At 49.5% G+C, this 23,913-nt stretch carries 20 protein-coding genes; 17 read left to right on the forward strand and 3 right to left on the reverse strand.

Translation table 11 applies throughout. From position 1 onward, the window contains the following. Positions 1–710 precede the first annotated feature (710 nt). The 4 genes from DRI82_RS16375 to DRI82_RS16390 all read left to right on the forward strand — a co-directional run bounded on the left by DRI82_RS16375 (position 711) and on the right by DRI82_RS16390 (position 5,220). Positions 711–3,137, forward strand: coding sequence for a DMSO/selenate family reductase complex A subunit (locus tag DRI82_RS16375; protein WP_114194980.1), 2,427 nt, complete (start codon positions 711–713; stop codon positions 3,135–3,137). 15 nt (positions 3,138–3,152) lie between these two features. Then, positions 3,153–3,770 (forward strand): DMSO/selenate family reductase complex B subunit, encoded by a 618-nt coding sequence (locus tag DRI82_RS16380; RefSeq protein WP_114194981.1) that lies wholly within the window; start codon positions 3,153–3,155, stop codon positions 3,768–3,770. A 1-nt stretch (position 3,771) separates the two neighbouring features. Next, a complete protein-coding gene (locus DRI82_RS16385) occupies positions 3,772–4,551 on the forward strand; it encodes a dimethyl sulfoxide reductase anchor subunit family protein (RefSeq protein WP_114194982.1) in 780 nt (259 codons plus the stop codon). Positions 4,552–4,620: 69 nt separating this feature from the next. Beyond that, positions 4,621–5,220, forward strand: coding sequence for a TorD/DmsD family molecular chaperone (locus DRI82_RS16390; RefSeq protein WP_114194983.1), 600 nt, complete (start codon positions 4,621–4,623; stop codon positions 5,218–5,220). Positions 5,221–5,270: 50 nt separating this feature from the next. Here DRI82_RS16390 and DRI82_RS16395 read toward each other — a convergent pair whose 3' ends face one another. Then, positions 5,271–6,293, reverse strand: a complete 1,023-nt coding sequence (locus DRI82_RS16395) for a zinc-binding alcohol dehydrogenase family protein (RefSeq protein WP_170138727.1) — start codon at positions 6,291–6,293, stop codon at positions 5,271–5,273. A gap of 149 nt (positions 6,294–6,442) precedes the next feature. Here DRI82_RS16395 and DRI82_RS16400 point away from each other — a divergent pair, with 149 nt between their 5' ends. The 13 genes from DRI82_RS16400 to DRI82_RS16460 all read left to right on the forward strand — a co-directional run bounded on the left by DRI82_RS16400 (position 6,443) and on the right by DRI82_RS16460 (position 22,220). Then, positions 6,443–7,348: a GntR family transcriptional regulator gene (locus tag DRI82_RS16400; RefSeq protein WP_114194985.1), complete on the forward strand. Its 906-nt coding sequence runs from the start codon at positions 6,443–6,445 to the stop codon at positions 7,346–7,348. Positions 7,349–8,070: 722 nt separating this feature from the next. Beyond that, on the forward strand, positions 8,071–8,622 hold the full coding sequence (locus DRI82_RS16405; RefSeq protein WP_114195059.1) for a fimbrial protein: 552 nt from the start codon (positions 8,071–8,073) through the stop codon (positions 8,620–8,622). A 67-nt stretch (positions 8,623–8,689) separates the two neighbouring features. Then, positions 8,690–9,442 carry a fimbrial biogenesis chaperone gene (locus DRI82_RS16410; protein ID WP_114194986.1) on the forward strand — a complete coding sequence of 251 codons (753 nt, stop codon included), beginning with the start codon at positions 8,690–8,692 and terminating at the stop codon, positions 9,440–9,442. Further along, positions 9,426–11,990, forward strand: a complete 2,565-nt coding sequence (locus DRI82_RS16415) for a fimbria/pilus outer membrane usher protein (RefSeq protein WP_114194987.1) — start codon at positions 9,426–9,428, stop codon at positions 11,988–11,990. The genes DRI82_RS16410 and DRI82_RS16415 overlap by 17 nt, the downstream gene beginning before the upstream one ends. A 14-nt stretch (positions 11,991–12,004) precedes the next feature. Further along, positions 12,005–13,102, forward strand: coding sequence for a fimbrial protein (locus DRI82_RS16420; protein WP_114194988.1), 1,098 nt, complete (start codon positions 12,005–12,007; stop codon positions 13,100–13,102). A gap of 1,080 nt (positions 13,103–14,182) precedes the next feature. Continuing rightward, entirely contained in the window at positions 14,183–14,395 is a 213-nt protein-coding gene (locus DRI82_RS16425; RefSeq protein ID WP_114194989.1) for a fimbrial protein, read from the forward strand. Between the two features lie 64 nt (positions 14,396–14,459). After that, a complete protein-coding gene (locus DRI82_RS16430) occupies positions 14,460–15,194 on the forward strand; it encodes a fimbrial biogenesis chaperone (protein ID WP_170138724.1) in 735 nt (244 codons plus the stop codon). Between the two features lie 617 nt (positions 15,195–15,811). Beyond that, positions 15,812–16,195, forward strand: a complete 384-nt coding sequence (locus DRI82_RS16435; protein WP_114194991.1) for a winged helix-turn-helix domain-containing protein — start codon at positions 15,812–15,814, stop codon at positions 16,193–16,195. Positions 16,196–16,362: 167 nt separating this feature from the next. Then, positions 16,363–16,905 (forward strand): fimbrial protein, encoded by a 543-nt coding sequence (locus DRI82_RS16440; RefSeq protein WP_114194992.1) that lies wholly within the window; start codon positions 16,363–16,365, stop codon positions 16,903–16,905. Positions 16,906–16,965: 60 nt separating this feature from the next. Further along, positions 16,966–17,688 carry a fimbrial biogenesis chaperone gene (locus tag DRI82_RS16445; RefSeq protein WP_114194993.1) on the forward strand — a complete coding sequence of 241 codons (723 nt, stop codon included), beginning with the start codon at positions 16,966–16,968 and terminating at the stop codon, positions 17,686–17,688. A gap of 68 nt (positions 17,689–17,756) precedes the next feature. Next, positions 17,757–20,411 (forward strand): fimbria/pilus outer membrane usher protein, encoded by a 2,655-nt coding sequence (locus DRI82_RS16450; protein ID WP_114194994.1) that lies wholly within the window; start codon positions 17,757–17,759, stop codon positions 20,409–20,411. A 60-nt stretch (positions 20,412–20,471) separates the two neighbouring features. Next, positions 20,472–21,602 (forward strand): fimbrial protein, encoded by a 1,131-nt coding sequence (locus DRI82_RS16455; protein ID WP_114194995.1) that lies wholly within the window; start codon positions 20,472–20,474, stop codon positions 21,600–21,602. A 45-nt stretch (positions 21,603–21,647) separates the two neighbouring features. Next, positions 21,648–22,220, forward strand: a complete 573-nt coding sequence (locus DRI82_RS16460) for a helix-turn-helix domain-containing protein (protein WP_114194996.1) — start codon at positions 21,648–21,650, stop codon at positions 22,218–22,220. Positions 22,221–22,297: 77 nt separating this feature from the next. Here the strand turns inward: DRI82_RS16460 and DRI82_RS16465 are convergent, their stop codons facing one another. Together DRI82_RS16465 and DRI82_RS16470 are read right to left on the reverse strand one after the other, a co-directional pair. Next, a complete protein-coding gene (locus DRI82_RS16465; protein ID WP_114194997.1) occupies positions 22,298–23,059 on the reverse strand; it encodes an ABC transporter ATP-binding protein in 762 nt (253 codons plus the stop codon). After that, positions 23,059–23,907, reverse strand: coding sequence for an ABC transporter permease (locus DRI82_RS16470; protein ID WP_114194998.1), 849 nt, complete (start codon positions 23,905–23,907; stop codon positions 23,059–23,061). Before DRI82_RS16470 ends, DRI82_RS16465 begins: the two co-directional genes overlap by 1 nt. Positions 23,908–23,913: the final 6 nt, after the last annotated feature.

Genomic DNA, 23,913 nt, shown 5'->3' on the forward strand with positions numbered 1-23,913 from the left:
GGGTAAAATAGGGATTTGCGCGGCAATGAGGAAACTCTTGCAATTGGCCTATGGAGTATTGAAGTCAGGAATGAAATTCAATGCAGAAATCCGTCTTGCCAACTAAGGTGACAAGACGGTATCTTGATTGCCGATCTTCACACTAAAAGAACAACAAAATAGCCAAAGCAATCAACCAGCAAAGCTATCTTTTGAAAGCCATAAAAATCAATCTGATATCAACCAAATCTGCTCCGAACCCGTTTTTAAAACGAATATTTAGATAATTAAGTTTAATGAGATTAGATAATTAAATTTAATGAGATAGTGAATGCACTAGCGCAGTCGACAAGGAATGTCGCGGTGCAGGGTCGCGCGTACAGACCTGCCTGAAAACCTATTTAAAATACCCAGCAACGCTGAAGTAATTAATATTTTACTAATAAGTTCCCAATAGCATAAATTATTTTAACGTAAGAAATACTCTGTTTTTGGGAGTATTCCGAGATAAAAATTACCCCTTTTGTAAAAACGCGTAGATCAAAAGTAAATATTTATCCGTAATGATATTCAATTGCATTAGGGCTTTTATTATATGGAAATAAATGAACGATCTGCTTCACAATATTCTTGTGTAGATTATTCCTAATAGTGATATTTGATCTCCATCAAACTTGCTTTTTTTTAAAAGCCGTAATCTGAAGAGGTAAAAAGATAATAAGGAGTCTAGCATGTCAAAAATTTCGAAAGATTTGTTGCTTAAGGATATTTCCCGTCGGCAATTTCTGGGGACCACCACCAAAACCATGGCGGCTATTGGTATTGCCAACAGCCTGTCTCTGCCATTCTCTGCCTTTGCCTCAAGCCCTGCGGGAGCGGGTGGTGCGGCAGAAATGGTCAAACACAGCGCCTGCCTGGTGAACTGCGGCAGTCGCTGTCCATTGAAAGTAATTGTAAAAGACGACACGATAATACGAATAGAAGCAGAAGATTGCGTTAATGACAGTATATTTGGGCAGCATCGAATTTCACCGTGTTTACGTGGACGCTCCAGTCGTTGGCGGGTATACAGTCCAGATCGGATAAAGTATCCAATGAAACGCATTGGCAAACGTGGCGAAGGGAAATTTGAACGCATAACCTGGGAAGAAGCGACATCTACCATTGCCAAAGAAATGACGCGCATTAAAGAAAAATACGGTAATGAAGCCTTCTATTATAATTACCAATCAGGGGCTTATTACCACACGCAGGGTACCACCGTCTGGCAGCGTTTACTTAATCTGAATGGCGGTTATCTCCGTTATTACAACACCTACTCAACGGCGCAAATTAGCGTAGCGACGCCGTTTACCCACGGCGGTTATTTTGCCAGCCACTTCGATCAGGTAAAAAACTCGGATCTGGTGGTGTTCTTTGGTATGAACCTGTCTGAAACCCGCATGTCCGGTGGCGGTCAGGTTGAGGAGATGCGGCGGGCCCTGGAACAGTCACGCGCCAAAGTTGTAATCATCGATCCGCGTTATACCGATTCTGTCATTACCGGCAATGCAGAGTGGATGCCAATCCGACCTACCACTGACGCCGCGCTGGTGGCGGGTATGGTTCACACGCTGATCGTCGAAAATCTGCTGAATGAAGAGCAGATCAATCAATACTGCGTCGGGTTTGACAGCACCACATTGCCGGAAACCGCACCGAAGAACGCCGGCTACAAAGACTATATTCTGGGGAATGGCGACGATAAAACCGTCAAGACACCAGAATGGGCGGCAGATGTCACCGGCATACCGGCGGGACGTATCCGCCAGTTGGCGCGTGAAATTGCCAATGCCAAGGCCTGTTATATCGCCCAGGGCTGGGGGCCACAGCGCCATGCCAACGGCGAGCAATCCGTGCGGGCGATCCAGATGCTGCCTGCGCTGACCGGGCATTTTGGCCTGCCGGGAACCAACACCGGCAACTGGCCGTATGCCAAGTCTTACGGCGTGCCGAAAATCCCGGCTGGTGATAACCCCATCAAGACGGCAATCCCCTGCTATTTATGGACGGATGCCATCGCGACGCCGGAAATGTTCACCCCAACCACCTGGGGATTGAAAGAGGCAGAAAAACTCAAGACCGGCATCAAGTTTGTGTTGAATCAGGCGGGCAATACGCTATTGAACCAGCACGGCAATATCAACCGTACCAAAAAGATCCTGGCGGACGATACCCAATGTGAAATGATTGTGGTTATCGATAACCATATGACCTCCAGCGCGAAATTCGCCGATATTCTCTTGCCTGAGACCAGTTATCTCGAGGCCGAGGATCTGGTGGATAACTCCTACGCGTCGGGTTCCAACAACTTTATGATCTCTATCCAGCCCACGGTGAAACCCATGTGGGAAGTGCGCAGCACCTACGATATCTGCGCCGATATTGCCGGTCATTTGGGAATGCGTGAGAAGTTCACCACCGGTCTGACACAGCCGCAATGGGTCGAGAAACACTACGCCGAGATTAAAGCCAAACGTCCGCACCTGCCCGAATGGTCAGTGGCGAAACACATGGGGGTGATTGATCAGGAAATTGCCACCGATGAAGAGAGTGTTGCATTCAGCGATTTCCGCCGCTCACCGCAGGATAATCCGCTGAAAACGCCGTCAGGCAAGATTGAGATCTACTCTGCGCGCCTTGCGGATATCGCGGCAAAATGGGTGCTGCAAGCGGACGAAAAAATTACGCCGATCCCTGAGTTTTGCCCGTCGTGGGAGTCCCACCTGGATACCGTCATGAAAGAGAAATACCCTCTGCAAATGATTGGTTTCCATACCAAAGGGCGTACCCACTCGACCTACCACCCGATTCCGCAACTGCGTGAAGCGGTGCCGGATGAGATCTGGATTAACCCGATGGATGCGCAGGCGCGCGGTCTGCAAGCGGGGGATGTGGTGCGGGTCTACAACGATCGCGGCATCATCGAGATCAAAACCAAACTCACCCACCGTATCGCCCCAGGCGTGGTCGGGGTACCTCAGGGGGCGTGGGAACAGGTCAATGCCGAAGGTGTCGATATTGGCGGCTGTATCAATACGCTGACTCACCACCGGCCTTCGCCGCTGGCTAAAGGCAATCCACAGCACACCAATCTTGTCGAAATCAGAAAGGCATAAGGGAGATAACAAATTATGACGCAATATGGATTTTTTGTTGACTCATCCAGATGCTCGGGTTGCAAGACCTGTCAGGTCAGTTGCAAAGACAAGAAGGATTTGGATGTGGGACCGAAACTGCGCCGGGTTTACGAGTACGGCGGTGGCAGTTGGATTAAGGAGGGCAATGCGTGGATTGACAACACCTTTGGCTACTATCTCTCCATTGCCTGTAATCACTGCGATGAGCCGACCTGCGTGCAGGGGTGTCCGACGGGCGCGATGCATAAGCGCAAAGAGGACGGGCTGGTGGTGGTGAATGAGGATCTCTGCGTTGGCTGCCGCTACTGTGAACTGCGTTGCCCTTACGGCGCGCCGCAATTCGACAGTACGAGGAAGATTATGCTCAAGTGCGACGGCTGCTATGACCGGCTCGAGCAGGGACTACGGCCAATTTGTGTCGATTCCTGTCCGCAGCGCGCGCTGGATTTTGGCGAAATCACCGAGCTACGGGCGAAATACGGCAGTGAGAATGAGATCGCACCGTTACCCAGCGCACGGTTTACCAAACCGAATCTGATTGTCAAGGCCCACCCTTGCGCGCGCCCTTCTGGCGACAGAGAGGGTGCCACTCAGAATCCACAGGAGGTGTAGCATGCATGAACTCCCTTTGGTCTTTTTTACCGTTCTTTCGCAGTCTGCGGTAGGCGCGTTTGTGCTGTTGTATATCAGCTATCGCCTCGCACAAATCAATGAACGCCAACTGGCAATCGGTCTGACCGCCGCCATGGTGGTGTTTATTGTCGGTCTGCTGCTTGGAACATTCCACGTAGGCCAGCCGCTGCGCGCATTCAATATGCTGCTGGGGGTGGGTCGTTCACCCATGAGCAATGAAATCGTCCTTTCAGGCGTTTTTGGTCTGTTTGGCTGTTTGACGGCGCTTGGCATGCTGTTGAATAAAGGCACCGCCAGACTGCATCAAATCCTGGCTATGATTACTGTAGTCGTGGGGATCGCGTTTGTGGTGTCGATTCCAGCGGTGTATCAGTTGGATACGGTGCCAGCCTGGAATTCATCGTTCACCAGTGGATTTATGATGCTGACGGTGTTGATTGGCGGTGGTGCGCTGGCCGCGCTATTTGGTGCCTGGCGTATTGGCCTGCCACTGAGTTGCGCTGCGATAGTGATTTCACTGGCCATGCGGGCGAATGCGGCTGGCGAGCTGTTTATGGCTGACGCCACGCTGGCGGGTGCGCAAACCAGTTGGTTCACGGTTCAGGCGGTGTTGATGATTGGCGTGTTGGCGCTGGGGCTGTTTTTTGCACTGCGCCGCTCTGGTGGCAAAATGCTGCTGGCAACCTGTGCCTCGCTGGCGATCGTTGGCGAACTGCTCGGGCGAATTGCTTTCTATAACTTGTGGTCCGTGGCGATGTGATATGACAGGCTCGCTGCGGCGAGCCTGCTTTTTTTAGTGGGGGTTATTTTTCTATGGAGGTGATTTTCAATGGGGATTAATGTGCAACATGTGGCGCTCTTGCCCAGAACGCTGGGTTCCCTGTTCTATTTCTCGCCGTCCCAGGCGCACATTTATCAACTGCTCCACGGGCTTGAGGGCGTCGTTAACCTGTTTGATTGGCGTGACAATACCGCGATTGAACGGATATTGCGTGAAATGACGATACCGCCGCAAAGCGATCTCAGCTATCAGTTCTCTGTGCTGTTTGAGGGGCAGGGGATAATGGTTGCACCGCCGTGGGGAGCGGTCTATCTCGATAAAGACGGGTTGTTGATGTCGGAATCGACCATGAGATACCGGGCTTTTCTGGCGGATAACCAATTACTCTTCAATTCGGGCATGAATGAACCGGAAGATCAGTTTGGGCTGATGTTACTGGCATTGGCGCAACTGCTGGAGCAAGAACGGCTCGATGCCGCACAGGAACTGCTTGAGCAGCATCTGTTGACGTGGTCTGCGTTCTACCTGCAACGTCTACAGCAGAACGAAATCAGTCCTTGCTATGCGTCACTTGCCGAGATCGCCACGCTGTTTCTGGCTGAGTTGCGCAATGACATCAGCTTTGGACGCATAGACGCCAACGCGTAAATCAGTTATCAGGCCGGAACCTCCCGGCCTGATCTTCATTGCAGTGCCAATCAAAACTGAATCACCCCTTTTATCAGCGACCTGTTTTTTACCACGTCAGTTTCATAGTCATTGGCGAGGGTGTTGAAATCAAAATAATGCGTGAGCATCATATCAGCAGATAATTTCCCTTCCGCCATCAGGCGGCTGACCTTGGCGAAGTCTTCATGAGTGGCATTGCGGCTGCCCATCATGGTGGTCTCTTTTTTATGGAAATCGGGGTCCGGGAAACTGAGATCGCCCTTGAATAAGCCGACAAACACAATGCTGCCGCCATGGCGAATCAAATTAACGGTATTATTCATCGCATGTTGATTACCGGTGGCATCAATCACTTTTTCTGGCAGCATGCCGGAAAACTGTTGTCGCAGATTCTGTTCGAATCCCGCTTCGGAAGGATCCAACGTCGCAATAGCCAGTTTCTCTGCCACATGGCGGCGGCGCTCTTCGCTGGTATCGGCCATCACGACGCGTGCGCCATCGGCTTTGGCAATGGCTGCAACGCCGAGACCAATCGGACCTGCGCCTACCACCAGAACATGCTCGTGGGCTTGCACCGCTGCACGACGCAAGGCGTGGGCACTGATGGCAAAAGGCTCAATCAGCGCGGCAGAAATGGGATCAACATCATCAACAATTAAAAGATTGCTCACCGGAACGCAGAGATACTCACTGAATCCCCCATCCTGATGTACGCCGATAACGGAAATATTCTCACAACAGTTGGTCTTGCCCACCCGGCAGGAATTGCAGTGCTGGCAGGCGACATAAGGAATAACACTGACCCGTTGCCCTGCTTGCAAATGATGGGCGCTATTTCCCAGCGTAACGACCTCACCGCAAATTTCATGGCCCAACACCCGGGGATAATTAAAGAAAGGTTGATTACCGGCCCAGGCATGAATATCCGTACCACAAATCCCAACGTTCATTACGCGAATCAACGCCTCATTTTCCTTGGGCACGGGTAGCTCGCGTTGCCGGTAAACCAGCCTGGTCGGTTCTTCGCAAATCAGCGTTTTCATGGTGTGTATAGGGTTCATAAAAAGTCCTCAAGATGGGTGGACTCTTTTATTAAATAAAAAAGCAGACCATAGATAAATTACCGCCTCCATTTGTGCGTTGGCTCCGAGTATTCAGCTTTAAATTGGCTTTAAATGCAAAAAACAAAAAGGGAATCGTGATGAGCAGAACGCAAAACCTACGGCACAATGTCATCAACCAAATGATCGATGGAATAAGCAAAGGTCATATTCTCTCACCGCTCCCTTCCCAGGCGGCGCTGGCAGAAATGTACGGAATTAGCCGTACAACGGTGAATCACACGCTGAACTATCTGCATGAGCAAGGTGTGCTGGAAAAAGTAAACTCCCACTATCTTATTGTGCGTGCGCCTGATGAGAGCGACGGATTCGACAGCGTCAGCAAACCGCTTGAGGAGCAGACGTGCATTTTTGAACGTGCATTCTTCCATATGATTAATCAGCGTAAACTGCGGGCGGGGGATAGTTTTACCGAACTGCAACTGGCCCGGGAAGCAATGGTCAGCCCGATCGTGGTGCGTGAATTCCTGTTGCGGTTCTGTCGTTATGATCTGATCGAAAGTGTTCGTCGTGGGCAGTGGCGGATGAAAAAATTCGATCAGGATTATGCTGAGAAGCTGTTTGAACTGCGGGAAATGCTTGAAACCCATGCGCTGAATAAGTTTATGAATTTACCGCCAGAAGATGAACGTTGGTTACAGGCCAAAGAGTTGCTTGACCGGCACCGTCAATTCCGTCACACCATAAGCGACAACTACCGCATGTTTTCGCAACTCGATCAGGCATTTCATACCCTGATTCTCTCGGCTGCCGCCAATCCGTTCTTCAATCAATCCCTTGAAATTATCTCTGTTATTTTTCACTTTCATTATCAGTGGGATGAGCGCGATCTCAAGCAACGTAATATTATCGCTACCGATGAACACATGGCGATATTGAGTGCGTTGATCTGCCGTAACGACCTCAATGCGATGCGTGAGATGCGCCGACATCTTGATACGGCGAAGGAATCCATGATGCATTCCATAAGTCAGTATGCGGATTAATGGGAATTGTTAAGAAAATGAGAACGGACTGGCGGTTTGTATAGGTGAGAAATATCTGTTTTCTGCGCGTGATGTTACTCACTTTTAGCCGGTTGCTTGCCTAATAGATTAAATTTGTTTGTTTTTTATTCGATGGCCTTGATTTTTGTTGAAGAATTTTCCGATTCGTTTCGAACGTTATATCTTTGAACGTGAATTTAATTTACATCAAAAAAGCAGATTTGCCCGATCCAGCGTAAATTTGTTGAAAGTACAAATGTGAATAATTTTGCAAAAAACGATAACTATTTTGTCAATCAAAAAACGTCATTGCCTGATTCCTGCTTTTTTTAATTACCTATAGGGTTATTGCCTGGTAAAAAATGTGTCACTCTTGTTTTATTGATAACTATCAAGGAATATTTTAATTTTATTAAACTTCATATATATTATCCCCCTCAAAATAAATCATTGACTTTCATGATTTTTTCGACATTAAACTCTGATAATGTATGAATAAGCTGGATCTCCTAAAAATTTGTCATAGGTAGGGTAATCCGTTGGAAAATAGAGCGTATTGCGAATTGTCCTAGAGCATGAAATGATGATATGACTCTCAGGATAAATGCGGGAAACGTTCAGGGAGTTGCAACACCAATACAAAAAAATCACAGGACTCAGCGATAAATAAATAGTTATCGTTGCATATATGCATTAATAATTTTAATGGAATAAAGATTATGATGAAAATTAAACAAACATCTGCACTTATTGCTGCCGTTGTCGGGATAACTTTTGCTGGTTCTGCGCTGGCTGCTGATGGCACCATCACTATTAACGGCCAGATCACCGACACCACATGTAGCATTAGCGTGAATGGCGGTAACAACAATGCGAGCTTAATATTACCAACCGTTTCAACAACAGCATTACCCACATTGGGTAGTGTGGCTGGTGCAACGCCTTATAGTATCGCTTTAACTGGATGTACGGGAGCAGTGCTGAACAGTGCCGGCACGTTCTATGAAGTGGGTAACAGGGTTGACCTGGCTTCAGGACGCTTGAATAGCATCGGTACGGCCTCTAATGTGCATGTGGAATTACTCAATGCCGATCTGGAAGTCATCAAGATCGGCGGGACTCGCGCCGAGCAACATATTCTGCCCATTGATATTTCAACCGGTGACGGTTCTGGCACCATGAATTTCTATGCCCGTTACTATGCAACTGATATGACAGGCGCCACTGCCGGTAATGTCGAAACTCAAGTTGATTACAGCATCGTTTACGATTAAGTAAATGAAAATGGGGTGAAAGGATCTCTCACCCCATTTAGTCATAAGATTTTTCAGGATTAAAATCATGTTAGGGAAGATCTTAGCCGTTGCGGCCATTTCTTTATCATTGCTTTGGGGGCAAGTCGCACAAGCAGGGGTGATAATAAACAACACTCGCGTCGTTTATTTGGAAAATAATGGTGAAGCAATAGTGCAATTGCGAAATATGGGGAAAAATCCTATTCTTATCCAATCCTGGATCGACGATGGGGATGTCAATTCCAAACCCAACACCAGCCATGTACCTTTCAATTTAACCCCACCTTTAGCCCGTATTGATCCCGACAAAGGCCAATCCTTACGTATTCTGCGGATAGGGGGCGGCTTACGCACCGATCGCGAATCACTTTTCTGGCTGAATGTGTTGGAAATACCGGCAAAAGCCACCAAACAGACCCAGGCTGGCGATAATATAATGCAGTTCTCGTTCCGTTCGAGAATAAAAATATTCTATCGGCCCAATGATTTATCGATGACGCCTTTGCAAGCCTATGAAAAACTAGAACTCCGGCTGGTAAAAGTGGCATCAGGTTATAAAGTTACGGTAAAAAATCCGTCGCCCTATTATATAACCTTCCGTAAGTTCGATATAAAAATGTCCAAAGACGCCCCTTTGCTTGGAGAAGTGGCAAAAGTCGATGACAAAATGGTTGCACCCAATGAGGAAAGATCGTTTCCCTTGCAAGGTGTAAAGTCTGCGCTACCTAAAGGTGCGCGTTTATTTTTCACCGTGGTTAATGATCACGGCGGAGAAACTCTTAATGAAAGGAATCTGTAGAGTTTCGGTTCATCATGGAGGGTACTTATCATTTATTCATCTGGCCTCCAGAGTGGGTGTCTCGTGCCTAACGCCGCTGGTCTTGGCATTGGGCCTGCCAGTACACGCAGAAGATGCTGCTGAAGTCGAATTCAATGAGGAGTTTTTGCGTTCGGCTGTCGATATCAGCCAGTTTTCCCATGGCAATCCGGTTGCTGCGGGCAGCCACAGAATCAATCTTTATCTCAATGAACGCTGGGTTGGCCGCAAGGATGTCAATTTTACCCCAGCGCCAGAGAATCCCAACATTGTCCGGCCTTGTTATGATCTGGAATTGCTGCAGATATTTAATATTGCCCTCGATAAGCTGGATAAAGACGTCATCGGTAAACTTCAGGCGGGGGAGCAATGTAGCGCGCTTGAAGAGTTGGTGCCCGGCGCAAAAGCCACCTTCGATAACGGAGAACAGCGGCTGGATGTTGTGGCACCGCAGATTATCCTGCAACGTCAGGCGCGGGGTTATGTCAGTCCCGCGCTTTGGGACAACGGCATAACCGCCGGAACGCTGCAATATGACTACAATGCCTACCACTCTGAACAAACCGGAACACCTGCTCAAACCAGCCAATATCTCTCGTTGCGGGGCGGGTTCAATTGGGATGCGTGGCGATTGCGTTATCGCTCGTCAGCGGATTGGGATAATAATTCTGGATTCAGTTACCACAGTAATGAAACCTACCTGGAGCGGAGCATTGTGCCGTGGCGCAGCAAGCTGGTCTTGGGGCAATCGACCACCGACGGGCAGGTTTTCAATAGCCTCGGCTTTCTCGGCGTGCAGTTGAGTTCTGATGACCGGATGTACACCGATTCCCAACGCGGTTTCGCGCCGGTTATCCAAGGAACCGCGAATACCAACGCGCGGGTGAGGGTGAGTCAGCGTGGCAACCAGATTTATGAGACCACCGTTTCGCCGGGTGCTTTTGTCATTGATGATTTGTACCCAACCGGAAGCGGCGGTGACCTGCTGGTCACGATCAGGGAAGCGGATGGCAGTGAACGCAGTTTCACTGTTACCTATGCGACGATCGCCGAGTTATTGCGCCCTGGCGTTACCCGCTTTTCGTTGATGGCCGGTAAATATCGCAATTCCGGAATTAATGATCAACCGGTAATCACTATGGCGACACTGCGTCATGGAATTTCAAACCTGATTACCGGTTATACCGGAGTTATCGGCGCAGAGAATTATGCAGCGGTTTCCGCTGGTCTGGCCTTAAATACGGATTACGGTGCAATCTCCCTCGATATAACGCAGTCTCAGGCGAAATTCGACAATATGGACAATCAGCAGGGACAAAGCGTGCGTTTTACCTATGCGAAAATATTGCCTGTCATCAATACCAACGTGAGTTTGGCAAGTTATAGCTATTCCAGCTCGGGTTATTTTGAGGCCGACGAAGCTATCGCACTGCGCGATTACAGTAATAGAAACAGTGATTGGGATATTTACAATAACCTGAAGCGTCGAAACCGATTGCAGGTGAATGCGACACAACAATTTGCGGAGGGTTTTGGTGCTTTATCCCTGAATATGAATACGCAGAATTACTGGAACCGGGGCGGGACGGATACGGAATATCAGTTCAGTTATAACAACTTCTATCAAAGAGTGAATTACGGGATCAATTTCGAACGTGTCCGTAACTTGCAGACGGATCGCTGGGATAACCGGGTGATGCTGACAGTATCCATCCCGCTGGGATCGAGCCGTAATTCCCCGCATCTGACCACTAGTTATACGCAGGACAGAGACCGGCAGGCTTTGCAGAACAGTGTTGGGGGGAGTTTTGGCGAGGCCTATCAATACAGTTACAATACCTTTATCAATGCCGAACATTATCAAGACAATGGCGCCAATACCAGTGGCGGACTGAGCGGTTCCTGGTCAGCGCCGTATGCGACGGTAGGCGGCAGCTACTCCAAAGGTGATGGCTACAGTCAATACGGTGCCAATATGTCAGGCGGGATCGTTGCCTACAGTGGTGGGGTGGTTCTTACCCCAATGCTGGGAGAAACCTCTGCGATTGTAGAAGCGGACAACGCCAAAGGTATCCGCGTCACTAATTACAGTGGCTTGCAACTGGACAGTCGTGGAAGGACAGTCGTGCCTTACCTGAGTCCTTTCCGGCAAAACTCGGTAGAGCTTGACCCCAAGGGTTTATCCAGTGACGTCGAGTTGAAATACACCACGCAATATATCGCACCAACGGCAGGTGCCGTGACCTTGCTGCGCTATGAGACGGAAACCGGCTATTCCCTGTTGACCAACGCGCGTGATGCCAAGGGAAACCCTTTACCCTTCGGCGCGACAGTGACTGACGAGAAAAATAATAACGTCGGATACATTGCCCAGTCCGGGCAAGGGTTTTTGCGCGTCAAATCTGATAAAGGCCGATTGGATGTTAAATGGGGGGAAGGCGCAGACGAGAACTGCCAATTCAACTACCAATTACCTCAATCAACCAGTGATTCAACCGATTACCGTCGCGCAGATGTCGTGTGCAATTAAGCAAGGAGGAGGGAATGGACACAGGAAATCAACGCTATTTATGCCTGGGCGCTGTCGTGTTACTTATTTTCAGCCATGCAACAACAGCCAGTGCGGAAGGAACTTGGGTTAATTGCTCAAGTGAAAACAATATCAATTTTCAATATTTTAATAGTTCAACAATCGAGGTAGGGAAGAACACCGAGATAGGTGATGTGTTAGGCGGTTGGCTGACCTCAACCAACAACCAGTCCTGGGCTTGCACGCCAGGGAATTGGGACGGAGTAAGGATCGCGACCCAGGGTTACACTTCCCATACCCAATATGGAACGATGCAGATAGATGGCGGTGCCTACACGATATACGACACGAATTTAAAAACGGGACTGGGTTATATCGTCCGGTGGCGTTTCTCTTTTAATGGGCAAGTCAGCGACTGGCAACCACTGACTATCGCACCGGGCGGACAACAGATTCATTCCGAGTCATTTGCTGTTCCCAATGCGGATGGTGGCCAGTCGATAAATTTGGGTACGGACGTACAGTTGCGTTTTGTCAAAACCGCTGACGATCTGACCGCCGGAAGCGTTCCTACATTTCACCCGATATATATGGAGCATTACCAGACGTACAACGGCGGAAGTTTTGCAGGTCTCAACGCACCTATGGTTGCACAATTTCAACCGGGGTCGAACATATCCAATCTGGAGGGTACCTGCACAACGCCTGATGTAATCGTGAATTTGCCCACTGCCTTGATCGGCGATTTCAGGGGCGTGGGGACAACCACTGCACGCACAGGATTCGACCTCGCATTCAATCAATGTCCTACGGGGTTGGTCAGTATTGGTTACAGTTTTGCAGCGACAACCAGTGTGGTGGATTCAACGAATGGTGTGGTTGCCATGAATTCATCGTCGACCGCCACGGGCGTGGGGGTTCAATTGCTTGATGGCAATATGGCACCGATTGTTTTCAACACCAGGTATCCCCTGGCGGTGTATGATCCCTCGCTGCCCAAAGCCAATAGTAATTACCGGGTGCCGATGACGGCGGGGTTGTATCAGACGGGGGGGCAGGTTACTTCGGGGACAGTGAGTTCTGCGGTTACTTTTACTTTGAATTATAAATAAATTTTTTTTGAGATGAACTCTAGTTCTAACTCTAACGTTAACGTCAAAAGAGGGTTTTATTGGTTGGAGGCTTTGGCTTGATTTTCTTTAAAAATAGGCTTGGAGTAGGTTTCGGTTGATATAAATGTATTTTTCTACTTGAGCCTCGAAGCCTCAACCGACAAAGGGCCGCCAGTCGCCGCGGCCCTTTGAACCCGGGCTTTTTCGCTACACTTCTCGCCGGCTGCGCCGGTCCCTTCCCTCATCTCTCCGGCGGACGGGTCGGCTTTAGCCCACATCCATGTGGGCGGACGCCTCTCACCGCCATCCTGGCGGTTCGCCCCTGCCTGCGTTCTTCGCTCAGCGAGTCATGACGCTCTGGGAAGGTCAACGGAAACAGCAACGTCAACGGAAACAGAAACGTCAAAAAATAAGATAACGGATGAGTTGATAATTTCTGTATGAAATCTTGATATTTTGTTTCTTTGTTTCTTTGTTTCTTTGTTTCTTTGTTTCTTTGTTTCTTTGTTTCTTTGTTTCTTTAGATTTTGAACTACCCCGAGCATCATGAATTGCTGAGGGCGGAATGTAGGCAGGGATGAGCCGCCAGGACTGCGGCGAAAGGCGTCCGGCTACAGGGACTGTAGCCTAAAGCCGACCCGTCCGCCGCAATGACAACCGAGGGAACCCGCAACGCGGGCAATTCGTGCTGCGTGAAGCGCGGATGCAAGGGGCGCGCTTTCGCCCCTTGCTTGATTGCCGATTTTCATACTAAAAGATCAACAGCATAGCGAAAGCAATCAACCAACAAAGCTATCTTTTGACGTTCAAGAACATCAATCTGATATCAACCGAAACCTGCCCCGAGCCTGCTTTAAAACCAACAAATTCCCCACCAACTCCTCTCTATTCTATATTAATTAAAAAAACATTTTTAAAATTAAAATAAGGAAAGGTAATCATTTATAGTTATATTTCAGCAAAATAATGTGTTAGCAAACCCCTGGCTTGGAGCTGCGTCCCGCGCGGTAATTATACTGGCCCGACACTCACGACCCAAGGCTATCCGCCCTATACCGTGTATGGAACGAAGCAGGATCGATGGCGGGAGGGGTTGGGGTGCAATTACTCGACAAGAAGATGGATCCGATCACGTTCGGTACCCAATATATATTAGATACTTATGATCCTTCATTGCCAAAAGCCAATAGCAACTACAAAGTACCGTTAACGGCGGGATTGTACCAAACGCAAGCGCGCGTCACCTCAGGGAACGTGAACACGGCAGTCACCTTTACGATGAGCTACAAATAACGTCAATATGACAACCTTTACTTCGATGATGTTCAGGGCAATGCGGGTATTACAGAGGGCAACTATGGTTGCCCTTGTTGCTTTTCCCTTATGGGGATCGCCAACGGCAGACGCGGCGATCTATTTGGGTTCAACACGGTTGATTATGGATGGCAAAGACAAAGATGCCACCATCAAGGTGGTCAATGACGGGGAAGGGCCTGTTTTGCTGCAAGTGTGGATTGACACGGGTGACAGCGAAGCCTCACCCGAAAAGATTTCCACCCCCTTCACGGTAGCCACGCCGATTCTGCGCCTTGAGAGTAAACGTTCGCAACGCTTACGGGTACTTTATACCGGCAGCGATGCACTGGTTCCCAGCGATCGTGAGTCCGCATTTTGGCTCAATGTGTTGGAAGTTCCGCCAAAAGCGAAAGATTTTGCGACAACAAACCATATGCAAATGGCCTTCCGAACCCGCATTAAACTCTTCTACCGACCGCAGTCGTTACCGACAATCAGCGCAACACCACACGATCAATTGCGTTTTAGCGCAGCCAGCGAACGTGGCGATTTGATATTGAGCGTCACCAACCCCACACCTATTCACCAGACGCTGTTGCAACTCAGCGTAGGCAAAGATAAAAATCACCCCATTGCGACCACAATACCGGATGACGGAATGCTCAAACCTTTCGGCAGCGATCGGTTCATTCTGGGCAATGTAAAAGGCTCGTTTGATCCCGGCATGAAAATATTCTTTTCGGTCATCGATGACTTCGGTACGGTTATTGACAGCGAACAACCCTTGACGCGTTAGGGGGCTTTGATCGGCTAATGTCATTTCAGTAACCCCTTCAGATAACGCACTTCTGTATGTCCACACTGTTTTTTCCCTTCAACATGATGCCTTCACCTGAAGTCTTTCTTCAGGTGAAGGTTCGATTTCTAATTCGAATTTTTATACGTAATGTGTTCACAGCAACGAAGACAGGAAGGAAAAAATGAAAGAGAAATAGCAGGACTTGCAGACACTCTTAAACTAAAAGATGGCACTTTAGTGTCGGAAATCGTACTCGTATAATCGTTTTATTTTTTTATGTGTGATTTGCGAGTGGTCCATTAAAAATGGAGTGGTGTTTTATGCTACCAATAAATTAAATTTGGTTTTTTATGTTCATGCTTGTCCGCGATGATAGTTCTAAAATTATGTTCTTCAGGCAGTTATATTTCAGATGTAAATCCTGCGATCAGGCTGAATTTAATGTAGAACATATACATTTAAACAATTAATTAACATATTAAATACGTCAAGATAGCTTGTTGTATTAAAGATAGCATCCACTAGAATATCAAACTATAAAAGTGAGGACTGTTTGACCCGCAACGGCATAATGGATGCATGTTTAAGTCCCGTTTTATTAAAAGGATTTTATAATGAATAACCTGGAAGAATTCGGCTTTCTCATTGGCGATGACGTTTGCGTTAATGTTAAACAAAGAACCATAGTAAGAATATCTCTGGATTCAAGCGTAAAAAACTACACTTTCAGCGCTGCAATGCTCACTGATACTTCAATGAATCTGTTGGTTTATTTATTGAAGAATGCCAATGACAATCTCGTGACCAAGGAAGAGTTACTGCAAAATATTTGGGATGCTCATAATCTTCGTTCCTCTAACCAGCGTTTATGGCAGGTAATTAAAGAGCTGAAAGCCAAGTTGGCTGTTATCGCTGTACCTGATGAGTTTCTTAATACGAGTCGCGGCCAAGGGTATATTATCCCCCGGCAACAAATAAGAACATTATACTTTGGTTAACCGGTATTTTTGCAAAAATCCCACTGTCATTAATTAATTTAATCTCTGCAATTAACGTTGTAGGGGGAATCACATTTCCAATATGGAAGAGCCGTATTGGGATGAAAAGAGTAAATGGATATTTACTTATTTAATCAAGCGTCAATCCAATATAAAGGATGTATATCATGAACAAATTAGCCATCGCCGCTTCTCTCGCAACAATTTTTGGCGCTGCTCATATGGCAAATGCAGCATCAACTGGCACGATCACTTTCGAGGGTGAATTGACTGCCACGACTTGTAAAGTCACCATTGACGGCACTGATGCTGATGCCACCATTGTTTTGCCCACGGTGGGCATCAACTCTCTGGCCGCTGCGGGCGAAGTCACCGGGCGTACCGGTTTCAACATGGCATTAAGTGACTGTGCGGGGACACTGACAACGGCTTCTGCTTTCTTTGAGGGCGGTTACAACGTTGATGCTGTCACGGGTCGTTTGAAAAATATGACCGGGGATGCAACTAACGTTAGTCTGCAACTGCTCGACTCCTCCAATTCAGATGCCGTCATCAAAGCGGGTGATACCAGCCAGGTAGTGGGTACCACCTATGTTGATGTTTCAACCGGCAGTGCCAACCTGCCTTACTCTGTACAGTACTATGCCGAAGATGCAACAACGGCAGGTACTGTGGTCAGTAATGTGACGTATTCCCTGCAATATAAATAAGCTTTTTAAGGGGGAGTAATCCCCCTGTTATTTCTTTCTATTTTTTCAGGAGTGCTCACCATGTTTTTTTCTTATTCTGCAAAAAGCAGTAGTTTATTTTTACTGGGGGCGCTTCTTTGTTCTGTCAGTACACTTTCCGTTGCGAGCATTGTTATCAGCGGCACCCGGGTGATCTATCCGGCAGCACAAAAAGAAGTGACCGTAAAATTAAGTAACAAAGGTAGCGGGCCGGTACTTATCCAAAGCTGGATCGACAATGGCGATATTGATGCCCGGCCTGAAACCATCAAAACACCGTTTATCCTGACGCCGCCCATCAATCGCCTCGATCCGGACAAATCGCAGACATTGCGCCTGAGTTACAACGGCGCCACGTTGCCTGCCAATAAAGAATCGGTCTTCTGGCTGAATGTACTTGAAATTCCGGCGAAAAAATCCGGCGCAGACGACAAGAACTTGCTGAATATGGCTTTCCGCTCACGGATCAAACTGTTTTTCCGGCCGGGCGGGTTGCAAGGCAACGCCAATGATGCAGCCAGTGCCCTGACGTGGAATACCACCGCACAGGGGTTGCGTGCGACAAACGCCACGCCGTATTACGTCTCGCTGGTGCAGATCGGTCTGGCTGGCAACAGTCAAAAAGCCGGCGTTGAAGGGGAGATGATTGCTCCAATGTCGAGCCTCGAATTCAAATTACCGGGGGCAGGCAGCAAGAACAAAATCAGTTATTCAGCCGTCAATGATTACGGGGCCATTACCACTCATGAAGCCACCGTCAAATAAATAGACATAAACGGATTTCCATTATTTTCCAGGGATGTCATCGCGAGCGCGGTGTAAAGGTTACTTCTATGCAGACTCTACGACAGTCAGGATCGGCAATACCCACCTCCGCCGGTAGCTATACCGGAAAAATGACGCCCATTGCCCTCATACTCGTCAGCATGTTCACGGCATCAAATGCCCAGGCTGACCTGCGGGTAACTCCCCCGCAAAGCATCGCCCGCAATGTCGAGTTCGATCCGCAATTCCTCAATATGGGGAATGCGCAGGAGATGGATCTCTCTCGTTTTGCCAACGGCTCAAATGCCCTGCCGGGGCACTATAAGGTCGCCATCTATCTGAACAGGACGGCGCTGTTGAATGCCGACGTTGAATTTAAAAGTCGTGAAGACAAAACGGTGTATCCCTGCCTGACCCCAAAGATCGTCGGATCCATCGATTTCAATACTGACCGTATTCCAGCATCCCTGCTCAAGGCGATAAAGGGGGGAGAGCAATGCATTGATCTGACCCAGGAGATCCCGGCTGCGCAGGTGGTGTTTGACAGCAATGAACAGCGGTTGGATATCCAACTGCCCCAGGCGTATGTCAATACGCTGGCGCGGGGTACCGTCAATCCGGCACTGTGGGACAGTGGCGTGCCTGCGGGCATATTGGGTTACAACATCAATGCCTACAGCAGCCAATCCAACGGCAATGACAGCAAATCCCTGTATGCGGGTATCAATGCCGGAGTGAATATTGGTGCCTGGTACGCGCGCCATAACGGTGCCTACAGTTGGGCAGACGGCGGTCAAAAGAAATACACCACCCTTAACACCTATATGCAGCGCGATATCCCGGTATTGCAGGGGCGGGCGTTGATCGGCGAGTCGAATACCAACGGCCTGATTTTTGACACACTGCCGTTCAGCGGGGTGCAACTGAGCAGCGATGAACGGATGTTGCCGGAATCCCTGCGTGGCTATGCGCCAGATATCCGCGGCATTGCCCGTACCGCCGCCAGGGTGACGGTAACCCAGGGCGGTCAGATAATTTATGAGCGCACCGTGTCACCGGGCGAGTTCATCATCAACGATCTCTATCCTACCGGTTATGGTGGCAACCTCGATGTCACGATACATGAGGCCGATGGTTCAGAGCAGAATTTCACCGTGCCTTTTGCCTCCGTGGCGCAACTGTTGCGTCCTGGCACGCATCGTTACAGTGTCACGATGGGCAAGCTGCGCAATGATTTTATCGACGACGATCCGGCACTTTACCAGGCAACCTACCAGCGCGGCCTGACGAATATTGTGACGGGTTATGGCGGTGTGCAAGCCAGCCAGGACTACCATGCCCTGCAACTGGGTGCCGCAGTGGGAACGTTCGTTGGAGCATTCTCCGCTGACGTCACGCAGGCACGCACCCATCTGCCTGCCAACAGCGGCGGGACGCAGTCCGGCCAGAGTTATCAGCTTGGCTACAGCAAGGTGATCAGCGAAACCAACAGCAGCCTGTCGCTGGCGGCGTACCGTTTCTCCACTGAGGGTTTTATGGATTACCTGACCGCGATGAACACCCGCGAAGCGGTGCGCCAGGGATTCCCGGCCAGTTCGGTTGGCCGGGCGAAAAACCGCGTGACGCTGACCGCCGGTCAGGGACTTCCTGGCGACTGGGGACAGTTCTATATCAGCAGTTCGCTGCAAAACTACTGGAACCGCGAAGGTAACGACACGCAGTACCAGATGGGCTACAGCAATCGCTACAAGAGCCTGAGCTATGGCCTCAGTGTCAACCGCAGTCAATCGGCCTATGGATCGACGCAAAACAACTACCTGCTGAGTTTCAGTTTCCCGCTTGGTCGCCGTGACAGCAGCCATACGCCAAATATACGCGTACAACTCAACCGGGATTCGAACGGCAATATGCGTGAGCAGACTGCACTGTCAGGAACGGCAGGAGCAGGTAACCAGTTCAGTTACAGTGCATCGGCGATGAACAGCAACAACGGCGGTGGTGCTTCTGGCGCGCTCAATGCGCAGTACCGCAGTCAGGCGACGGCGGTGAGTGCCTCGTATGGTGCTGGGGAAAATTACCAGAGTCAGGGACTGGGGCTCAACGGCACAATGGTGGCACACCCTGGCGGCGTGACGCTGACGCCATATAACGGGGAAACCTTTGCCGTGGTTGAAGCAAAAGGTGCAGAAGGTGCGCGCGTGTCTTCCTACCCGGGCGTTCATATCGACTCGCATGGCTATGCAATCGTGCCTTACCTGAACCCTTACCAGATGAACGATGTCAGCATCGATCCGAAAGGTACGGCGAGCAATGTCGAACTGGATAACACCGCCCAGAAAGTCGCACCGCATGCGGGCGCCGTAGTGATGCTGAAATACACCACCAAAAAGGGCTGGCCGGTGTTGATTAATGCCACGTTCGAGGATCAGCCGGTGCCGTTTGGTGCCAGCGTGCAGGATGAAAAGGGTAATAACGTCGGGGCTGTGGGTCAGGGTGGTCAGATTTACGCCCGGGTCAGCAGCGAGCGCGGCAAACTGAACGTGATCTGGGGTGATGGCAGTCACATGGCGTGTCAGGTCGGATATGTATTGATGCCGCAGCCGAAAGGGCAGAAGGCATCGGCAGTCCAGACATTCACGAGCCTCTGCCAGCAAGCATCAAATAACAACGTTCCCAAGGAACTTGCCAGCAGGTCAGCCTCTGGATCGCCATCAGGCAGTTGAGGACTTACAGGGTTTACCTGCTACCCAAATCCCATCACGACAGTAAAACGGAACAAGATAATGAAAAAATTGACACAAGTATTGCTGGCTGTGCTGGCAACAGGTATCGGACTCTACAGCGGTGGCGGAGCGGCTGAGGTGGGTGCAAATGAATGTGCGCGGTTTGCTTCGTCGGCCCTTTTTGCGGACGTGGTTGATTTGGGTAATCAGACCATTACCGTGGGGTCTGACGCCGGATCAATGGCAGATGTTTACTATGTAACTATTACACTTTCAAATAGTGTCGGAGCCACTTGTCGCGTTGAGACCACAACCAAGGTCACGATGCTGACCGCCTATGACAGTATGCCTCTGGCCGAAATTGCCAACGCCAGTGCTCTGCTCTTTGAAACGGGTGTATCTGGATTGAGTATGGAAATGCGGGTTAACCAAGGTATCCCCCTGAATCGCAGTGGGGTCAGTACTTCTGTCTCGCTTTTGGGTAATCAGGGAAAGGCCGCAAGCATGACAGTCAGTCTATTTTTCACCAAAAGAGGGGTCATTACGCCAGGAGTCATCCATGGCACCGATCTGCCCACGATTAAGATCACCGGCTCCGGCTCCGATAACCCACTGGTCACGGGGTTCCCTTTTGAAATAGGCACATTGCGGTTTACCGGGCAGTTGAATGTTGTCAGTGGCAGTTGTGTTACACCTGATTTGGCGGTTGATTTAGGGCGGTATGATATACCCGAAACGTTCACCGGAATTGGCACAACATCCCCTTGGGTTGATAGCTCAATGATGTTGACAGGGTGCCCCGCTTTTAAAGGGTTCTATAACACGGGTAATGGCACATTGGCAATGAAAGCCAGTGGCACAGTGCCGTCGGGGACCCCCAACTCGAACATTATGCGGATTACCGTAAGTCCTTCTGGCTCTGGGATATATGACGCGGCGAATGGCTTATTCACTATCGCGACAGGAAGTGGGACTGCCAAAGGCGTTGGATTACAGCTGGCCAGGGGGGATTTCAACATTCCGGGATCCTTGTCGATGATTGAACTCAACAAGTCTTTTTCAATGAATGTCAGTTCGGATGCGCCTGGGACAATTAAGCTCCCTATGGCCGTCCGTTACTATCAGACCAGCAGTACGGTTACGCCAGGGAAAGCAAACGGTAAGGTCACCGTAAACATTCTGTACTACTAAATGGCAGGCAGAGGGATTGTCTGGCTCGTTTAAAGGGAAAGAAACATGATGAATGTACATATAATTTCCAACGATCAATATATGTTGGCTGGTTTACGACAACTGATGAAAGATAAACGTGAGGTGGCAATAAATAGTCGTCCGCTTGATCTCAGATCGCACAATAAGGCTTATCTGGACCCGAATCGTGTTTTGTTAATTTGTCTCGATTCTGAGAGCGAAATTGTAGCTTTGCTCTCCTTGCTGGCTGAAACTAATAGCAGGGTCATTATCATGGGGAAAAACGCAGATGATGAAATCTTTAGCCATTATTGCGGCTGTCATTACATTCCAAAAAACAGCAGCGTAGAGGATTTCAACTTTCTATTCGACGCGATTATGCATTCCAGCACATTGCACATAAAAAATGTGTTAACAACGCGCGAAAAAACCGTCATAAAAGAATTATTGCAGGGGAGGCCAGGGGCGTCAGTCGCCAAAAAGCTTGATATTTCACAAAAGACCATTAGCTCACATAAAAGGAGTGCATTACATAAATTGGGGCTGAAAAATATCAACCAGGCAACATTACTTTCAAAGATATTAATCCAGCAAAATATCGAAGAGTTTATAATCTAGTTTTGTTGCGCCTATCTTGCATGAATCGCCGTCCACCGTTTGCCCTGAATCCACAGCAAACGGTGGGGCGATCCGTGTTAGAACTGGTTGTCCGGATGACGAATACGATCCAGCACCTGATGTTGCAGATTGAGGAAGTCGGGCGTGCGGTTCATGGTCTCATGGCGCGGACGGGGCAGCGGTACATCGAACGTACTGTCGATGGTCCCTTTTCCCATCACCACAATCCGATCGGACAAGAACACCGCTTCTTCAATATCATGGGTAACGAACATCACGGTGAGACGGTGAACTTCCCAGATTTCAATCAATAATTGCTGCATCTGATGGCGCGTCATGGCATCCAGCGCACCAAAAGGTTCATCCATCAACAGGATTTTGGGGCGGTAGGAGAGCGCACGGGCGATAGCGACCCGCTGTTTCATACCGCCGGAAAGCTCGGCAGGCCAGCGATCGCCAGAACTCCCCAGTTTGACCAATTCCAGATTCTGCTGCGCAATATCACGGCACTGCCTGGCCGGTGTGCCTGCGGCCTTGAGCGCAAACTCGATATTCTGCCTCGCGGTTAGCCATGGCAACAGCGTGTAGGTCTGGAATACGACGCCGCGATCGATGCCGGGCCCGGTAATGGACCGATCGTCCACCCGCACATCACCGGCATCAAAATCCTCAAGACCGGCTGCAATGGACAACAGGGTACTTTTGCCGCAACCCGATGCCCCCACAATAGAGACGAATTCGTTGTCATTCAGGCTGAGATCGATACCGTTCAGCACCTGTTTGCGTGTTTTTCCCACGGGAAAGCTTTTAACCAGTTGATGAAGGGACAGCGTCGCCATCAGGAACTTCTCCGGTTGTAGCGGAACAGCACGCGCTCTGCGGCGCGCATCAGTTGATCGGTGATCAAGCCCAGCAACCCGAGCAAGAGAATGTAACCGATGATCGTATCGGTCTGGAAATAGCGCTGTGACACCACAATGCGATAACCCAATCCGGAGGTGGAAGCGACCAGTTCAGCCAGTACCAGCCAGGTCCAGGCCCAGCCGAGGCTGATGCGCAGCGCGTCCCAAATACCCGGAAACGCGGCGGGCAGAACGATGCGGAACAGGATTTTCCAGTCCGGCATGCCCAGCGTGCGACCGAGGCCAATGAAATCCCCCGGCACGCGTTTTACCGCATCCATCATCATCAGTACCTGTTGGAAAAAGGTACCAATCCAGATCACCAGGAATTTTTGGAAATCATCGGTGCCGGTCCAGAGAATGGTCAGCGGCACAAACGCCACCACCGGCATATAACGGATGAAATCGACCAGCGGTTCGAAAATGGCTTTGAACAAGCCGTAACACCCGGCCAGCACGCCAATGACAATCGACATCAGTGAAGAAATGGCGAACGCAATGGCGATGCGATAGAGGCTGTCTTTGACGTCGCTTTGCAATGTTCCGTCCATCGCCAGCTTCATCATGCGTAGCCAGACTTTCTCAAGCCCGGGTAGAAAGAGCGGGGGGATCGCGCCGTTACGTGTCGCCAGCCACCATGAAAGCACCAGCAGGGAAAAAACTGTTATGGCAATGCCCACGAACTGCCGACGCGACGGGACACCACCAATCACCAGCAAGCGCGATTTGCGTTTGCGGTGGGGAACGGAAGCGCCTTGCGGCGCCTCCGGTTTTTCTAAAGCCATGTTTCT

It is taken from the genome of Edaphovirga cremea, from assembly GCF_003332275.1.
In the GTDB taxonomy this organism is placed as follows: Bacteria; Pseudomonadota; Gammaproteobacteria; order Enterobacterales; family Enterobacteriaceae; genus Edaphovirga; species Edaphovirga cremea.